Source organism: Shewanella sp. A32 (genome assembly GCF_029167175.1).
GTDB lineage: Bacteria > Pseudomonadota > Gammaproteobacteria > Enterobacterales > Shewanellaceae > Shewanella > Shewanella yunxiaonensis.
Genome location: NZ_JARFTS010000006.1, coordinates 152854 through 168401, shown reverse-complemented (window position 1 = coordinate 168401; position 15548 = coordinate 152854). Strand labels below are relative to the sequence as shown.

Sequence of the window (15548 nt, the reverse complement as noted above, 5' to 3'; positions counted from 1 at the left end):
GGATGAGCATGATAGAACTCAGGCACTTGTGGACATTATTAGCCCTGAAAGAATGCGGTAGTTTAGCGGCGGCGGCCAAAAAGCGATTTGTCACCCAGTCGGCACTGTCACACCAAATTAAAGAATTGGAAACGCGGATCAACTCATCGGTGTTTATTCGCAAGAGCAAACCGCTGGCATTTACTGAAGAAGGCACACGGCTGTTATTGCTGGCTGAGGAAATCTTGCCAAAAGTACAGGAAACCGAAAACTTGCTGAAACAAGGCAGCAACCTGATACAAGGACCTCTGCGTGTCGGTATTGAATGTCACTCCTGTTTCCGTTGGTTAATGCCGGCCATGGAAGCGTTCAAACACAAATATCCGGAAGCCAGACTCGATCTCTCCAGCCGTTACCTGTTTGATTCGCTAAGTGCGCTGGAAAATGATGATTTGGACTTAGTCCTGACCTCGGATCCAGTTGCCAGCCATACCATTGCTTACCAACATCTCTTTGAATTTGAAGTTGACTTGGTCGTTAGCAAGGAGCACCCGTTAGCAAAATTTGATTATGTTTTGCCTCAGCAGTTAGCCAAGCAGCCGATCATCAGCTATCCGGTGCCCCTCGAACGACTAGACTTGTTTCGTTATTTTCTGGAACCCGCCGGCGTGGCACCCGGCCCTCAAAAAACCAGTGACCTCACTAACGTGTTATTACAACGGTTGGCCTGTAACGAAGGCGTCGCCGCCCTGCCCAACTGGTCAATGCGCGAAGCTCACGGCCTGAGTCTGAAAGCGTTAAAACTGGGAAAGGATGGCCTCAAACGGCCACTATTCGGCGCATATCGACGTAATGCTGCCAATAGTAACATGATTGAGCATTGGTTGACGCTGGTCGCTACAGAAGCTGTCGCCCAACAGGACACCCATTGATATTAACATCAACGGGTTACAGTGGATTTAACAGCAAGCCTCGCTGAGCTAAAATGCGTCGCAACACCAATCCTGGAGAGTTAGCATCACGGGTCTGCCGCAGATTATGCGCAATCATGAATTCATGTTGCAGCTCATCATCCAGCCCCAACGCCTCAAATGCGCCCAATGTCAGCGATTTTTGCTGAGTGTCGATCAAACTTTTGATGATACTCAGCGGGAAACACTGTTCCTGCTCGACATTAAGATAGGCAAATGCGGTTAACGCAATGATCTGCCCAAACACACTGAACAGCGCCAACGTCTGAACTTCATCGGCATCAATACTGACCCCCTGCATCTGGTGCAGACTATCTACAGCTTCTGTGGCAATAGATTCGGTCAACCGCCAGTATCCCTGTACCAACTTCCGATAAGGTTGTGGCAGCTCGTCCAACCGCTCTTTCAGATAAAAGGTGAAAGCATACCGATAGATATTGACTTGTCCTAACCGGACCAGAGCATCTTTCAGGCTACGATTGGGGTGCAGTGAAGGTGCTAGCGCGCAATTACTGCGCCACAGCAGGTGGGCGGCCAGAGCGGGATCAGTAGATACGATATCAATGACATTGCGGATATCACCGTCAGCAATAATGGCTTTCTTCAGCGGAACCAAGGTTGCTCGCCGACCGATAACCTGTTCCTCATTGGCGATAATTGCACGGACCTCTGAGAAAACTTGCTGCTCAAGATCTGTCATATATTAATTAACCTGTTCTTATTAGGACTTGCGCCCATTTTTTTTACAAAGGATTTACCCACAAATGCCACCTGAGGGTCAAGCGTAATCGAACGATTTTAGACATGACGCGACAGTTCAGAAAGCACCAGCATGTTTAAGCTTGTTATAGATCTCAGTCGCCAGGCGATGATATCCGGCGGCATTAAGATGTACCGCGTCTGATTTGAGCGATGGCGATGACAGCAACTCACTCAATGCATCATCCATTAACAGGCTATCATGCCGTTTTGCTAACGCCTTGTATAGCGGTGCTGACTGCAACAATACGCTTTTTTGCGGCACGGAAATCAGTAATACAGGAACCGCCATACTTTGTGCATCCAGCATCATCTGTTCCAGATTATCTTCTATCTGCTGCGGTGGCACGCCGCGCAAAATATCGTTACCGCCTTCAAGCAAAATCAGCAAATCCGGCTGCATCTCATTGAGCAATGATGGCAATCTCTTACGCCCTGTGGCCGTCACTTCCCCTGCAATACCAGCATTCACCACTTCGCACCCACACAGTGTAGCCAATTGTGCAGGATAATCCTCATTTGCGGGAGCACCGTTGCCGGCGGTCAAACTATCCCCAAAAGCAAGAATTCGAGCATCCGGTCCCAGATAGGACAACGTAGGGTCTGAGCAGGCACTCAGTCCCAGCAATAACGCTAAAGGAAATAATACTCGTGGTCGCATCAGCATCTCCGTTGCAATCATCGCCTGCCCCGTAACGCCATCATGCGCATAAAAAACCGGGCAATCAAGCCCGGTTCGTATTATCAATGTTAATGCGGTGGTCAGAAATGATAACTGACACTGGCATTAATGTTGCGGCCGTCACCGACGTAATAGCCATTACCCCAACTGCTGTAATAACCCGAGCTGACGTAATCTCGATCAAACAGGTTATCTACCCGTAAACTCGCTTGCCAAGCATTCAGCCGATAATTCAATGCCAGATTCGTCAACCAGTAACTGTCGATACGTTCTCCGTCGTTGGCATCGTCCCCTTCCATGTAACGTTTACCGAGATATTGCCCCTCTAGGTAAACCTGCCAGTTGTTGGTGATATCGACACTGCTAAATACACGCCCGGAATGCTTCGCGACCCAGGATAATTCCTTACCCTCATTAGCCCCTGCGGTAAATTCTGCATCGACATAGTGATACTCAGCCCCCAACTGCCATAGAGTAGCAGGTTGCCAGTTCCAGCTGACGTCTGCACCATAACGGCGCGACTTATCCGCATTGACGTTTGCGCCGATAAACAAGCCACCAGCAGGCTTTTCAGCACTCATGTCGTAAACAATTTCGTCTTCCAGTTTTAACCGATAAAGATTAAGCGCCACTGTCTGTGCGGTATTGTGCCAATCCCACCCGGCTTCAATAGAGGTGCCTTTTTGAGGTTTCAGACCATTCACGCCTGGCGAGGTGTACGCCTGTTCATCCACTTTGGCAAAACGGAAATTCTGATCGGCACGGACAAATACACGTTGCGCTGCGGTTGGCCGATAATTGACGCCGAACTCTAAGGCATGAGCATGCGCATCCAGCACTGTGCCAGCCGGATAAACCGTGGCATCCTGCAGTTCATCCTTCACTTTGGCATAGCGGCCGCCAACCACATAGTCTAACGTTGAGGTCAATGGCACGGTTGCCTGGGCATAAGCACTGGTCATAGTTTGGGTATTACTGCGGTCGGTGCCACTGAGATTAAAATCGGCATCTCCGCGATGTAAATCAGCCCCTAGCACCCATTTAAGCGCGCCTTTTTCAGAAGCGTAATTGGCTAAAAATTTAGGATTAAACTCCAGTAATGAACGGCTATTTTGTCCATAACTGCCGTAGCTAACACTGCTCACCAGAGAATCGCTGTAATTGAGATCGGCCACCATTTGCCAATGTTGATCCAGCTTCTGTTGCAACTGGGCACGCCATGCGTCGGTCATTTCATGGATGTAGTCATTTAACTGATACGCAGATGCCTGTCGTGGATTGGTTTGCAATTCAGCGTCGGACAGTGCACCTGGATTCTGCCGTTTGTTGTCGTAGTAACTCCCTTCCACAAAGAATTCACGAACATCGGTACGGTACTGCAACCGACCAAGTACCGAACCGGTGTTATTGGCATTGTGGTCACGATAGTTATCGCTGCGGTTGTAGTCACCGGATAGGTAATAACGCCAACTGTCACTGAGATTACCCGCGATATCGCCACGACCTTCAGCAGTGTTAAAACTCCCCGCCGCCAAGGATAAATTACCCCCGGCGGCATTTGGCGCCTTAGTGATGATGTTAATCACCCCACCGACCGCCTGATCGCCATACAGCACACCAGCACTGCCAGAAAGGATTTCTACTCGCTCAATCTGACTCAATGGAATGGCGCTGAGACTGGCGGCAGCAATATCCATATTGTTTAAGCGACGACCATCCAACAAGATCAAGGTATTGTTAGCCGCCTGACTGCCACTGAAGCCACGCATTGCGATGGTCGGCCCGGTGTTACTGTCAGATATTTGAATACCGCTGCGACCACGCAGCAGTTCAGTTAATGTGGTAACACCACTTTGCTCAATTTCCGCCGCGTCAATCACCGTCACACTGGCAGCAATATCCATTGGTGTTTCAGCTTGTCGACCAATCACGACAATGGTGTCATCAATTTTTTGGGGTTCGGCGTATGCCACGCCATAGACAGCCATGCTGCAAAGCACGGCCAAGGAAGAACGTTTGAATCCCATTTCCTTAGGCTCCTTAAGGGAACGGGGCAAAATGCCACGGCCAGGCTCTAAGCCATAGCCGCACTTCGCGATATGCCCACCGAAATCAGCGAAATCCCTTCAGGGCCGGTCTCCGGACTTTGGCTATGCAGCGCGTGGCTGCTCAACAAGCGACTTTTATAACGCCTTATCTATGAAGACGCGCCCTTGTCTCACCATTTACCGTTGCGGGGGCAGTGCTGGAATTACACCAGCTTCCCGATTATCCCAGTGCATCAACACCAGGCACCACAGAAGGTTGACAAAAAATTATCCCCCTCGGGATGAGGGGGTGCGGCATTATAGACATCTAGACGTATCAATGTCTAACTCTTAACCGCGATTGAGCATATAAAAAGCAGATACCATGCGACATCTTTTGGCAGCAATTTACTCGATACCCGCAAAATCTGCTTTGGGATTACGTCCATATTCATTATCACCGGGCTCGCTGTCCTGGCAGAGAAACACGAGTAACACAATCCAGCCCACCACGGGAATAAACCACATTAACTGCCACCAGCCACTGCGTCCGGTATCATGTAATCTGCGTGCAGTGACCGCCAGCGATGGCAGCAATAACACCAGACCATAAAGCCCGCCGAGCCATTTTGAATCGTTGCTGATTTCAATTGCAGAAATGATCAGTGAAATCACATTGTAGATCAGCACATACATCCAGAAATCGCGACGACGCGTCCGATCAGTGAAGTCGGCATAGCGACGGATCGGTTCCAAAAAATAATCCATGGTAACTCCTTGTAGTTATGAATACTGGCGGCAAAAAAAATCGCTACATCATCAATAAATATAAGAATATTCAAATAGATGAGTAGTCAAATTTTGTCTCACTTTACCATACTGTAAAATCTTTTAAATGTGTTCATTGGATTTTCACGCACAGTGCTCACTCGTAAAAAAGGCCGCTAACTAGCGACCTTCTGATGACACTGCGTGCTACCGGTTAATGTTCAGCCCTTTTTGCCTTGAGCTTTTCAGCAAACTCTTTTTGCAGGGCCTCGACTTTGGGGAGCAAGGTACCCAAAAAAGATTGTGATACCTGCATACTTTCCTGCATCACCTGCGGCATCTTGGCCACCATTGACCGGCCGCTTTCACTGGCATAAAAGGCCGACATATCGGCGATTTCTTTATCGGTATAGTGTTTGACGTAGATATCGATCAGCGGTTGTTTCAATTTATCCCAACTGAGTTCATCACGCATGATTTTACTGTAGTTATGCGCAAACGCTTCAAACAGTGGCTTCTCATCGTCCTTAAGATCCAACCCATTTTGCATGTTAACCAACAGCTGCTCCATCTGGTCATACATGGCGTTCATGGTGGTATCCATGTGCATTTCCAACAGTAGCTGTTCTACCTGAGCCCGGCGAGCCGATGCATCCGCGTGCACCAACGGCGCCAACAAAAAAGAGGTGCCCAGTAATGCGAATGCTATACACCTTGTCAATTTCATCAATTGTCTCCATGGCCTATTCAAAACTTCCGGCAATCTAGCACAGATTCCATTGGGAGCAGACAAATTCACACAAAATCAGCGTCCCGCAATGCCACGGTACGGACTCAGGACTAACCAGTAAAAGCGAAAACCGCTGAGCACCAGTTGATTTGAAAAAATCGAAGGAGGCCGTTCACTCCACAAATCTTCCAACATAGTGGGGTCGACATAAGCTTCCTGTCGCAGGATCTCCAAGTCGACTCGTTGCGGTTCTGCTGAAAGGTTAGCGATCACCACCACTTTATCTGATGGATTTGTATAGTTGTAACGGACATAAGCAAATACCGCATCATTACCTAAATCTAACAGGTCGCGATTATTGAAGTCGGAAAACGCATCGGTTTGCTGACGCAGACGAATTAATCGCTGCATATCCGCGAAGATGCGATTTTCGATAGTGCCCTGCTGATGACGCAGTTCCATGGTATCCCAGTCAAGAGAAGGACGGTGTAACCAGCGACTGTCGCTGGATTTATCAGTATCACGCTCATAGTTGTAATCATTAAGCGTGCCCACCTCATCACCGTAGTACAGCAACGGGATGCCGCCGAAGGACATGATCAGGCTGTGCAGCATAATGATATGTTTGTGACTGTTACGCACCAGTTGCATGTCACCGGATTCAATTCCCGCCTGCAAGCCCACCAAAGATGCCAACGATCCGGAAATACGCGCATCACCGGTTTTTTCATTTTTGCCAAACGGGCGGCCACGCGCGGAGCTGTGGTCAAATTCACCGGTAAAATAATCCACCAAGAATTTTCGGTGCATGACCGGATTGTAGCCAACGCTGGCTATATCACGATCATCAAAACCGAAGCCAATATCGTCGTGACAACGCAGATAATTCAGCCAGGTCGCACGTTCCAATTTCATTGGCAGGCTCTTAAGACCCTGATTCAGCAATTTGGCATTTTTGGTGGCAACAGTTTCCCATAACAACGCCATAAAGGTGGCGTTGTAGGCGATATCGCACTCCTTGGCGACTACCGCATCTTCGCCAAAGTATTTGATAATTTCTGACGGTGCGACTATCGCTTCGGCGATAAAAATCAGTCCAGGAGCAACCACCTGACAGCAGTCTTTAAACAGTTGCAGCACCTTATGGGCTTCGGCCTCATTCTGGCAGGCCGTGCCGATTTTCTTCCATAAAAAGGCTACCGCATCCAGCCGCAAAATATCGACACCATGGTTGGCCCAATAGAGGATCACGTCCAGCATCTCCATAAATACTTCCGGATTGCTGTAATTGAGATCCCATTGGTACTTGTGAAAGACCGTCATCACCCATTTCTGCGCCTGTTCATTCCAGGTGAAATTGCCCGGATCGGTCTCCGGAAAGATCTCCGGCATCGTTTGCTCAAACATATCCGGGATGGTGCGATCATCAAACATGTAGAAATAGTTCTGGTACTGAGGATCACCCGCAACCGCTTGCTTCACCCACGCATGCTGATCGGAGGTATGGTTAACCACAATATCGAGTGCGATTAGCGATTCCTGCGCATGTAATTTTTCAATAATTTTCTGCAATTGCGCGTTAGTCCCCATGCGAGAATCGACCTTGCGGAAATTACTGACCGCATAGCCGCCATCACTTTTCCCTAAGGGACATTCACAGATAGGTAAGATATGTACCAGGTTGACACCCAACTCGGCAAAGTAATCCACTTTGTCAGATAAATCGCTGAGATTTTTGGCAAAGCCATTGGCATATAACGCCATACCGACCCAGCGTTGATGCAAAAACCAGTTGTGGTCAGCTTCGCGCTGGCGGTCAACCTGTTTTAAGGCGGTGCTACGCTCGATGTAGTTACGCACCATCACTTCCACCAGCTTTCCCAGCTGCAGCTCAAAGTCGCGGCGGTTGCCGTACAAACGCAGAAATAACGAATAAATACCGTAAAAGTTGGCTCCGAGACGACTATAGAAAAACCGCAGATCTTTGGGTTCAATGGCCGGTTTGAGCTCGTCCAATATCCGGTTCAGCAGGGTATGAGAGACCTCTTCATACATAATCTTCCCCTCGTTGCTGGGTTAAATCAGGCCCCAAAGGCATTTGAAATCACGGTAAATGGCGGGATTATCGGAGAGCGCGCCCTGCTGTCCTACGATAAAACCGGCAAATTGTTGTGCCCGTTCCAGCGTGGTACGCCAATCCCACTGATGCAGCATGCCCACCAGCACCACCGCGGCAAAAGCATCGCCAGCGCCCACCGTGTCCACAACGGTGGTTAGCTGTGGCGTCATTTCCGGGGTCACGACTGAGCCTATCTCATCCACCAGAAACGCACCATCGGCACCCAAGGTCACAATCAGGTGCGTAATATTGTTGGTCAAGCGGAAGTTAACTGCCGTTTCGACCAACGCATCGCGGTCTGTCGGCGGCGCAGGCAATTCCGCCAGCAATGCTAACTCATGCTGATTGAGTTTCACGCAATACACGCCATGAACCATGGATTTCAGGCACGCTGGCTCCCACCATGGCTCACGTAAATTCACATCGATAAAGGTCCGTTGCCCGGGGCGGCCGTGCAAACTCTCCAACGCTTCACGACTCGCGCTACAACGAGCCGCCAAGGAGCCGTGATAAAAAAAGTGTTCGCCGGTAATCGTGGGCAATTTTTGTTGGTTGATATGGTCATAGGCGGCATTGAGCACAATATCGTAACTCGGCTCACCAGCGACAATCGCCACATTGACGATCCCGGTATCATGATGTGGGTCGACCTGTATTTGCTGGGTAGTCATGCCCCATTGCTGCATTTTTTGGCAAATATTCTGGCCCAAAGCATCGTCACCAACCGCACTGATCATCACCGGTGCGACGTCAAAGGCTTGCAGATGCCAGGCAACATTAAATGGGGCGCCGCCCAACATGGGGTCATTTTCGGGGAAGCAGTCATAAAGCACTTCGCCAAAGACATAAACAGGTAATAACTCATTCATCGCTTTGCCTCTTCGCAACCAACCAGGCCTTCAGCCCAGGGAAAAAGTGAAACAGTCCTTCAACTATGCCAGCACTGTAGTAGCCGTTAAGCCCCAATTCCGGCAATCCCTGCGCCAGATAAAGGCTGCTGGCGTTACCCTGCGCCTTACCGCCACTTATGGCGCTGGCGACCACTTCTTCGGTGGCATTTTTCACTAATACCGTCCGATAGGGACTTATCAATACATCTAAATCATTACCGCTATCACCGCTAAAAAACACTTGAGGGGGCGTTAACACCAGCGTCTTCGCAAGAAAATCAATCGCTTGCCGCTTTCCAGCTCTGGCAGGCAGAATATCAACTAGCCCCATGTCACTGGTTTCATCAACGCTGCTAATCATCTGTGCGCGTATTGCCAGTTTTTGCAGTTGCTGTTCCAGCAGCACCAGATCCTCAGCCATCGCGGCGGCAGGCACGATTTGATAGCTCAATTTATATTGTTGCTGCTGTTGTTTGGGCTGTAACTGTAAGTTTGGCAACTCACCAATCGCCTGCGCTAAGGTGTGACTATTATGCGTTCCCCAATCTTCGCCGATATAACTTTGCCAGCTCGGCATTGGCCGATAACGTTGACCTTCTCGCTGATAAATCATGCTGCCGACATCAGTGATGGCAACATCCGGCAACGGTAAGTTGTATTCAACAATCGCCTGTTGCATCAATCCCAAATCGCGACCACTGACATAAGCCAGCATCACGCCGGGATACTTTACCGCATCAGCAAACCATCGCCGCGCTTGCGGGGATTCTGGCTGCAAACCATTAGGCAACAAGGTGCGGTCAAGGTCAGTACACAACAGCATTCAGGCATCATCCTCAACAACCGTCACTCCCGGCTGTTCGTCGAAGAAATGATAATGGTCAGTCGCTTCAAGAATGCCCAGCGCATTGGGTTGGGTGGCAAAAAATACGTTTTGTCCGGTGACCGGAGATTCCAGCGCTTCATGGCGACGATTATGCACAACCACTGACAAAGTTTTACCGATAATCATGTCTTCATCGGTGCCCGCACCGGCAGCCACCAGCACTCGCTCCAGTGGGATGCCCCAGATTTGGGCGACATACCGCAGCGCTAATCCTTTGGAAACCCTGGCCGGCGTGATATCCAGGTTTTGCCCTGCCGACACAAAGACATTGACGCTCTGCTCTTCTTGTCTGAGCAATGACACGATTTTTTCTTTAGTGATCCCCCCTTGTTGCGATGGATCGATATGAAAAGAGATCTTGAATTTGCTCTGCTCAGCATCATCCTGTAACTCCAGCCCTGGCACTTTACGCAAAATGCGGCGAATTGCCCGCGGATTCCAATCATGATCGACATGGTCTTCCCAGTCGGTACTCACTTCTAATTCACGGCCATAGTGAATTTGCGAGCCCAAACTGGAGATCAGAATATCGGGTTTAGGAATCCGGTATTTCTTCAGTAACTTAAGTACCGCATCTAAACGTCTGGCGGTGGCAATACCAAAGGCGACCTGCTTACGTTTTTCACGCAGCATCTGACAGAAGTCGCGTAATCCAGTGGGATTACTTAGCAAGGTTTTATCCAGATCTGACACAATCAGCCTGTCGGCAAAGCGTGAAGCATTCATGATTGCTGGGGAGTATTGCTGTGGTTTAAACGCTGCTACTAGCGGTTTAATCTGCTTCAGATAGCTACGGGCATGGGCATCCCAGGAATATTTCAACGCGACATTCTTAATGCCGTTGGCGGAAAACTTGCGCCATAAATCGCCATCAAGCAGCAACTGCTTCATGGCCTTGCCCAGATCATGGGCACTGAGGGGATCTACCAGTAACCCCGCTTCGCAGTTGTCGACAATATCCTGTGGGCCGCCATTCTCAGTGGCAATGAAGGGTAAACCGGTGGCGGCGGATTCCAGCAATGTAAGCCCGAACGGCTCGGTCAGCGCCGGGTTGATAAAAATCCCACAAGAGCGCGCCGCCATCCGGTAAATTGCCGGGACTTCACTGGGCAAGTGCTTTTTCGGCAACGCCAGTTTGCCGTACAGATCATAATAATCGAGCAATACCAAGAGTTCGGTAAGTACCTCTTCGGCACCGTCATTCATTTCGCGGATATCGTCGCGGTTCCCCGCAACGATCACCAGATTGGCCATGGTGCGCAGTTCCGGCGATTCTCCGTAAGCCTGCACTAAGGTGGCAATATTTTTGCGGGGATCAGGTCTTGATAACGCCAGGATCATCGGTTTCTCCGGTTCATCAAGAAACCGCCGAATAGCACTGGCGATCTGCGTTTGGGGCTCACCCAATTCTGGCGGATGGAATTTGCTGAGGTCGGTCCCCGGCGCGATCACCCGCATACTTTCCGGACAGTAATAATCATATAGCTCATATTGAGCTTCGATTTCCTGACGGGTACTGGTGATCACCAGATTGGCATTGGCCAGCACTTGTTCTTCGGCCTCAATGCGGCGACGCATATTGTACTTTTGTTCCACTTCAGACGATGTCATGCCGGAAGCCATCAGCCGCTTGCGTTTATCACGTCCCAAAGAGTGACCAGTGTGAACCAACGGAATACCAGAGAGATGGCTGATTTGCGTTGCTACATAACCCGCATCCGCATAATGACTGTGAATGACGTCAGGCAACCGTTGTTGTTGCTGGAAAAACTGCAGCAGATTGTCTGCAAAGGTATCGAGGTATTCCCAGAGCTTTTCTTTGGCAATGTAGTGATTGGGGCCACATTCAATCCGCACGATCCGCGCACCAGGTTCTTCCAAAGGCTCAGTTTTGTTGCTATAACCGCTATCGAGCCGCTCGTCATCCACCAGCCGAGTGATCAGATCTACGCGGCCAACACCGGGTTGTCTGGCAAGCGCATTAGCGAGGTCCACCACATACTTGGTCTGGCCGCCGGTATCGGCATCACGCCCTAATTCCAGATCGTGGGTACGGATCAGTCCATGAATACTTACCAGCGCAATATATAAGCCACTGACAGGTGCCTGATCACTCTTCGGATTTAGCTGCATAGACGTCTTCTCCGTAAGATGAGTCGATTGCGGTAGCAATCCGGCGTGTTAACCGCTAATGCGGCAACATTTTCTCGACTATCCGCTATCGGCATTTATTCCAAAAAAGTGCTGACGGCGCAGAAAATACTGGCGAACATCAATCACATGGACGTGGGGATTTCTATGTAATGCAACGATAGAAAAATGCGTTACCAGCAGTCCCGTTGACAACAGCTCACAAAATAATCATTTTGAGACGTTTTTTTCACCGTACCATAATCCGAATTGATTACCAAATCTGAAAAAGCCTTTTCAACCGTTCGAAAACACAGCGAATTTAATAGCTCGCGCTCATGATAAATCATCAAAAGCATTAAAAATTTTCAAAATAACTCACTGTTTTTAAGCAATAAAAAAGCGCCCTTATGGTTGAGCGCTCTTTATTCACCAACCCGACCACAGTAATCAGTCTTGATGGTTATCCGTGCTAATTGTGTTGTTATTAACGATATCCAATAGTGCAAAAGGATGCATATTGTTGCTTTTAGCCAACTGTTCCAGATTTTGTGAGGGACTGTCGACTTTGACACCTTCGGCAGTGAGTTTGGCAATCAGCTGTTCTACGGGTTGCTGCTCCAGCATTGCCACAGCCGTGAGAGGTGCTTGTTGCACCACAGCCAGCATCCGTTTTGCTGGATTTCCTTTTGCACCACCAGTACCGGCTGACACAATAAAACTACAGGCAATAACCACCACGGCGGCCACAATCGTATTAGAAAGTTTCTGATTGAAATAGCGTTTAAACGGTGACCAGTGGTTCATCACATGCAATAACATCGCCACGACGAACAGCAACCCTAGCCATTCGTGCATAGATTTGATCAACCCTTCCGATAAATGAAAGAACAATAAGATGCCACTTGATCCCACCACCATAGACACGCCAATGACCAGTGGTGTCGACCAGTGACGAATGCCCATTTTGAACATGTTAGTCTTCCCCGGAAAATTATTGCTGAGATTATTCTGCCACGCCAACTGTAAAGATTGGCTTAATTGGCACGTAAAGAAGGGTAAAACAAAGCGGTGCTTATCATGATGGTTAAGCACCGGCCGTTAACTGGTTCAGATAGGCTTACTTGTTTGTTTCAAAAAATGGCAGCGTGCTGTTCGGCAGCATGGTTGCGGGCAATTTACCATCCCACCTTTCGGCTTTGGTCAGTTCAATCAGGTCTTTATTTTTTGCCAGCGCATCAGCACGACTTTTGATTGCAGCCGCTTCTGCGTCACCTTTTATGCGGATCGCCTCTGCCTCTGCTTTGGCTTTAGCCAATTGTGAATCGGCTTCAGCTTGGGCTTTGGTGACGGCAATCTGCGCACTCACGCGTTCTTTTTCCAGATTTTGTTTTTGCGTCTGTACTTCCACTTCTGCACGCATGCGATCTTCTACCGATTTTTCATAAGCCGAAGAAAAATCGATATTTTCGACCTGCACAGAGGTGATTTCAATCGGCCCATGAACGGAGTCTTTCAATGCCTGATTCACATCCATGACGAATTTAACGCGCTCCTGAACGGCTGAAATGGCAGTGTACTGACCAAAGATATTCTCTATCTGGGTCGGCACCTGACGATCGACCAGGCGGTCCACCATCGCATCGATACTCTTAAACTCGGCATAGACCTCAGCGGCTTTGTCCTCTGGGACACGGAAAGTGACCGAAGCACGAATGGTCGCAGGCTGCTGATCCCGGCTATACGCCTGCAATTTTGGATAGCTAACCGTATGAGTCTGCGTGGAAATTTTCACTATCTTGTCAAATAACGGTAATTTGAAACCCATACCAGGTTCCGCAGTACCAATCACCCTACCGTTACGCAGATGAACGCCTCGCTCCCCCTGATCCACGGTGAACCAGCTACCGTAAGCAATCACCACCAGAACGATAATCACCAACAACGGTACCAGTTTTATGACACTGGCATTAGATGGAGCATTGTATTGAATTGCCATTACTGCTTTCCTTAAGTTCAATCCCTGGGCTTAATTCTTGATGTGGTGGCTGAACAACGACGGAAACCGCCACAAAAACTGGAGTAAATAACGTTAACTTTATGAATTACGATGAGTATTTAGCATATCAACATCGATAACGCGCCGAAAGTTTTACATTTTTCACATCGATGACACAAGCACATTGCAGTAAAACCGATAACTGCGCAATCTCAATCAAGTAAGCAATTCTGCCTTATGACAAACTTGCCGCAGTTTCTGACAAGGGAAGAACAATGAAAGGTGTTAGTGAACGTCATCAGCAAAGTATCCAGCGTGTTTGCGAATATATTCAACAGCATCTGGATGAGGAGCTATCAGCGGAACAGCTGAGTGAAGTTGCCGCCTGTTCCAGATTTCACTTTCACCGGATATTTATGGCGTTTATGGGGTTGAGCACCACGCGCTACATCCAACGAGTAAAACTGCGACGGGCATCTTTTCAACTGGCATTTGAACAGCAAAAGATTATCGATATCGCTATCGAAGCAGGTTTTGGAAGCAGTGAAGCATTCACCCGCGCGTTCAAAAGTAGTTTCCTGCAGACGCCCTCTCAGTTCAGAACACAACCTGACTGGCAACACTGGCATAGCGTGTTGCAGTTACCAATGATTGCCAAAGAGGATTACATCATGGATGTAAAAATTGTGGATTTTCAACCGCGTAATATTGCCTACCTCAGTCATCGCGGTTCACCGCAACGAGTGCTCGACAGCGCTGCGAAATTCATTGCCTGGCGTAAGCAGACGGGGTTGTCACCGGTTGCCTCCAGTGAAACGTATGCCGTGCCCTACAGTGACCCTAACACTGTGGCACCGGAAGATTTTCGCCTGGATATCTGTGGCACAATTCAACAGTCGCAGATACCTGATAACGAATTTGGCGTTATCGCTGGCACGCTGCCGGGCGGTCGCTGCGCAGTCGCACGCCATTACGGTAGTCACGACCACATCGGCGACACGGTATATCGACTGTATCGGGAATGGTTGCCGCAAAGTGGTGAGGAACTCCGGGATTTTCCCTGTTACTTCCACTGGCTCAATTTCGTGCATGAGGTAGATGAAAGCGAGCTCATGACCGATGTTTATCTGCCGCTTAAATAAGTGACTAAAGGGACCACATCCGGTCTCTTTTTTATCCAAATCATGATGCTACATAGCGAAGAAAAATAGGATTAATGTCTTCCCGTCAGTTTACGATAACTCAGCGCTAGTAAGTGCAGCATCAACAGCCCCGTAAAAGTACAACAGAAAAACAGCAGAGCAATCGAGTTAACGGTGCGAGGTGTCTCGTGGTACAACGAATACCACAACGGCCAACAGGTTACCGATAAAATGGTCAACTGCCACATGCAGGTTTTACAACGGCCAAGTTTGCGGCGAAATACCGTACTGAAACACTCTTCACAGGCCATATCCTTGATACCTATGTTTACCCTTTACCGATGATATTACTCATCTCTAAACCGTAAATCTGTGTTTTGCGTCCTTATTCGTCATTCGTTGGTGCACCCCAAATCTAGCGCATAAATTGGCTGGATTACTCAACATTTCCTAGACGGCTATACGG

General features: G+C 48.9%; 14 protein-coding genes and 1 riboswitch. Of the genes, 2 read left to right on the top strand and 12 right to left on the bottom strand.

Annotation, left to right across the window (positions count from 1 at the left end; translation table 11 throughout):
* Positions 1 to 8: 8 nt before the first annotated feature.
* Complete coding sequence (locus PY479_RS07180) at positions 9 to 911, top strand: LysR family transcriptional regulator (protein ID WP_275483357.1); 903 nt, start codon at positions 9 to 11, stop codon at positions 909 to 911.
* Between the two features lie 16 nt (positions 912 to 927).
* Here the strand turns inward: PY479_RS07180 and PY479_RS07175 are convergent, their stop codons facing one another.
* The 11 genes from PY479_RS07175 to PY479_RS07125 all read right to left on the bottom strand — a co-directional run bounded on the left by PY479_RS07175 (position 928) and on the right by PY479_RS07125 (position 13940).
* Positions 928 to 1650 carry an HDOD domain-containing protein gene (locus tag PY479_RS07175; protein WP_212594187.1) on the bottom strand — a complete coding sequence of 241 codons (723 nt, stop codon included), beginning with the start codon at positions 1648 to 1650 and terminating at the stop codon, positions 928 to 930.
* A gap of 117 nt (positions 1651 to 1767) precedes the next feature.
* Entirely contained in the window at positions 1768 to 2391 is a 624-nt protein-coding gene (locus tag PY479_RS07170) for a GDSL-type esterase/lipase family protein (protein ID WP_275483339.1), read from the bottom strand.
* Between the two features lie 80 nt (positions 2392 to 2471).
* On the bottom strand, positions 2472 to 4418 hold the full coding sequence (locus PY479_RS07165) for a TonB-dependent receptor (protein WP_275483338.1): 1947 nt from the start codon (positions 4416 to 4418) through the stop codon (positions 2472 to 2474).
* An 85-nt stretch (positions 4419 to 4503) separates the two neighbouring features.
* A riboswitch (cobalamin riboswitch) is annotated at positions 4504 to 4705 on the bottom strand.
* Positions 4706 to 4826: 121 nt separating this feature from the next.
* Positions 4827 to 5186: a DUF805 domain-containing protein gene (locus PY479_RS07160; protein WP_212594190.1), complete on the bottom strand. Its 360-nt coding sequence runs from the start codon at positions 5184 to 5186 to the stop codon at positions 4827 to 4829.
* Positions 5187 to 5400: 214 nt separating this feature from the next.
* Positions 5401 to 5913, bottom strand: coding sequence for a DUF2059 domain-containing protein (locus PY479_RS07155; protein ID WP_212594191.1), 513 nt, complete (start codon positions 5911 to 5913; stop codon positions 5401 to 5403).
* Between the two features lie 78 nt (positions 5914 to 5991).
* Positions 5992 to 7971 (bottom strand): amylosucrase, encoded by a 1980-nt coding sequence (locus PY479_RS07150; RefSeq protein WP_275483337.1) that lies wholly within the window; start codon positions 7969 to 7971, stop codon positions 5992 to 5994.
* A gap of 21 nt (positions 7972 to 7992) precedes the next feature.
* Positions 7993 to 8904, bottom strand: a complete 912-nt coding sequence (locus tag PY479_RS07145) for a PfkB family carbohydrate kinase (RefSeq protein WP_275483336.1) — start codon at positions 8902 to 8904, stop codon at positions 7993 to 7995.
* Positions 8897 to 9748, bottom strand: a complete 852-nt coding sequence (locus PY479_RS07140; RefSeq protein WP_275483334.1) for an HAD-IIB family hydrolase — start codon at positions 9746 to 9748, stop codon at positions 8897 to 8899. Before PY479_RS07140 ends, PY479_RS07145 begins: the two co-directional genes overlap by 8 nt.
* Positions 9749 to 11944: an HAD family hydrolase gene (locus tag PY479_RS07135; RefSeq protein WP_275483333.1), complete on the bottom strand. Its 2196-nt coding sequence runs from the start codon at positions 11942 to 11944 to the stop codon at positions 9749 to 9751.
* A 447-nt stretch (positions 11945 to 12391) separates the two neighbouring features.
* A complete protein-coding gene (locus PY479_RS07130; RefSeq protein ID WP_275483332.1) occupies positions 12392 to 12916 on the bottom strand; it encodes a DUF4405 domain-containing protein in 525 nt (174 codons plus the stop codon).
* Between the two features lie 145 nt (positions 12917 to 13061).
* Entirely contained in the window at positions 13062 to 13940 is an 879-nt protein-coding gene (locus PY479_RS07125; protein ID WP_275483331.1) for a prohibitin family protein, read from the bottom strand.
* 275 nt (positions 13941 to 14215) lie between these two features.
* Between PY479_RS07125 and PY479_RS07120 the strand changes: the two genes are divergently transcribed.
* Positions 14216 to 15082 carry an AraC family transcriptional regulator gene (locus PY479_RS07120; RefSeq protein WP_275483330.1) on the top strand — a complete coding sequence of 289 codons (867 nt, stop codon included), beginning with the start codon at positions 14216 to 14218 and terminating at the stop codon, positions 15080 to 15082.
* 71 nt (positions 15083 to 15153) lie between these two features.
* Here the strand turns inward: PY479_RS07120 and PY479_RS07115 are convergent, their stop codons facing one another.
* Positions 15154 to 15393 (bottom strand): DUF3624 domain-containing protein, encoded by a 240-nt coding sequence (locus PY479_RS07115; protein ID WP_275483329.1) that lies wholly within the window; start codon positions 15391 to 15393, stop codon positions 15154 to 15156.
* Positions 15394 to 15548 lie beyond the last annotated feature (155 nt).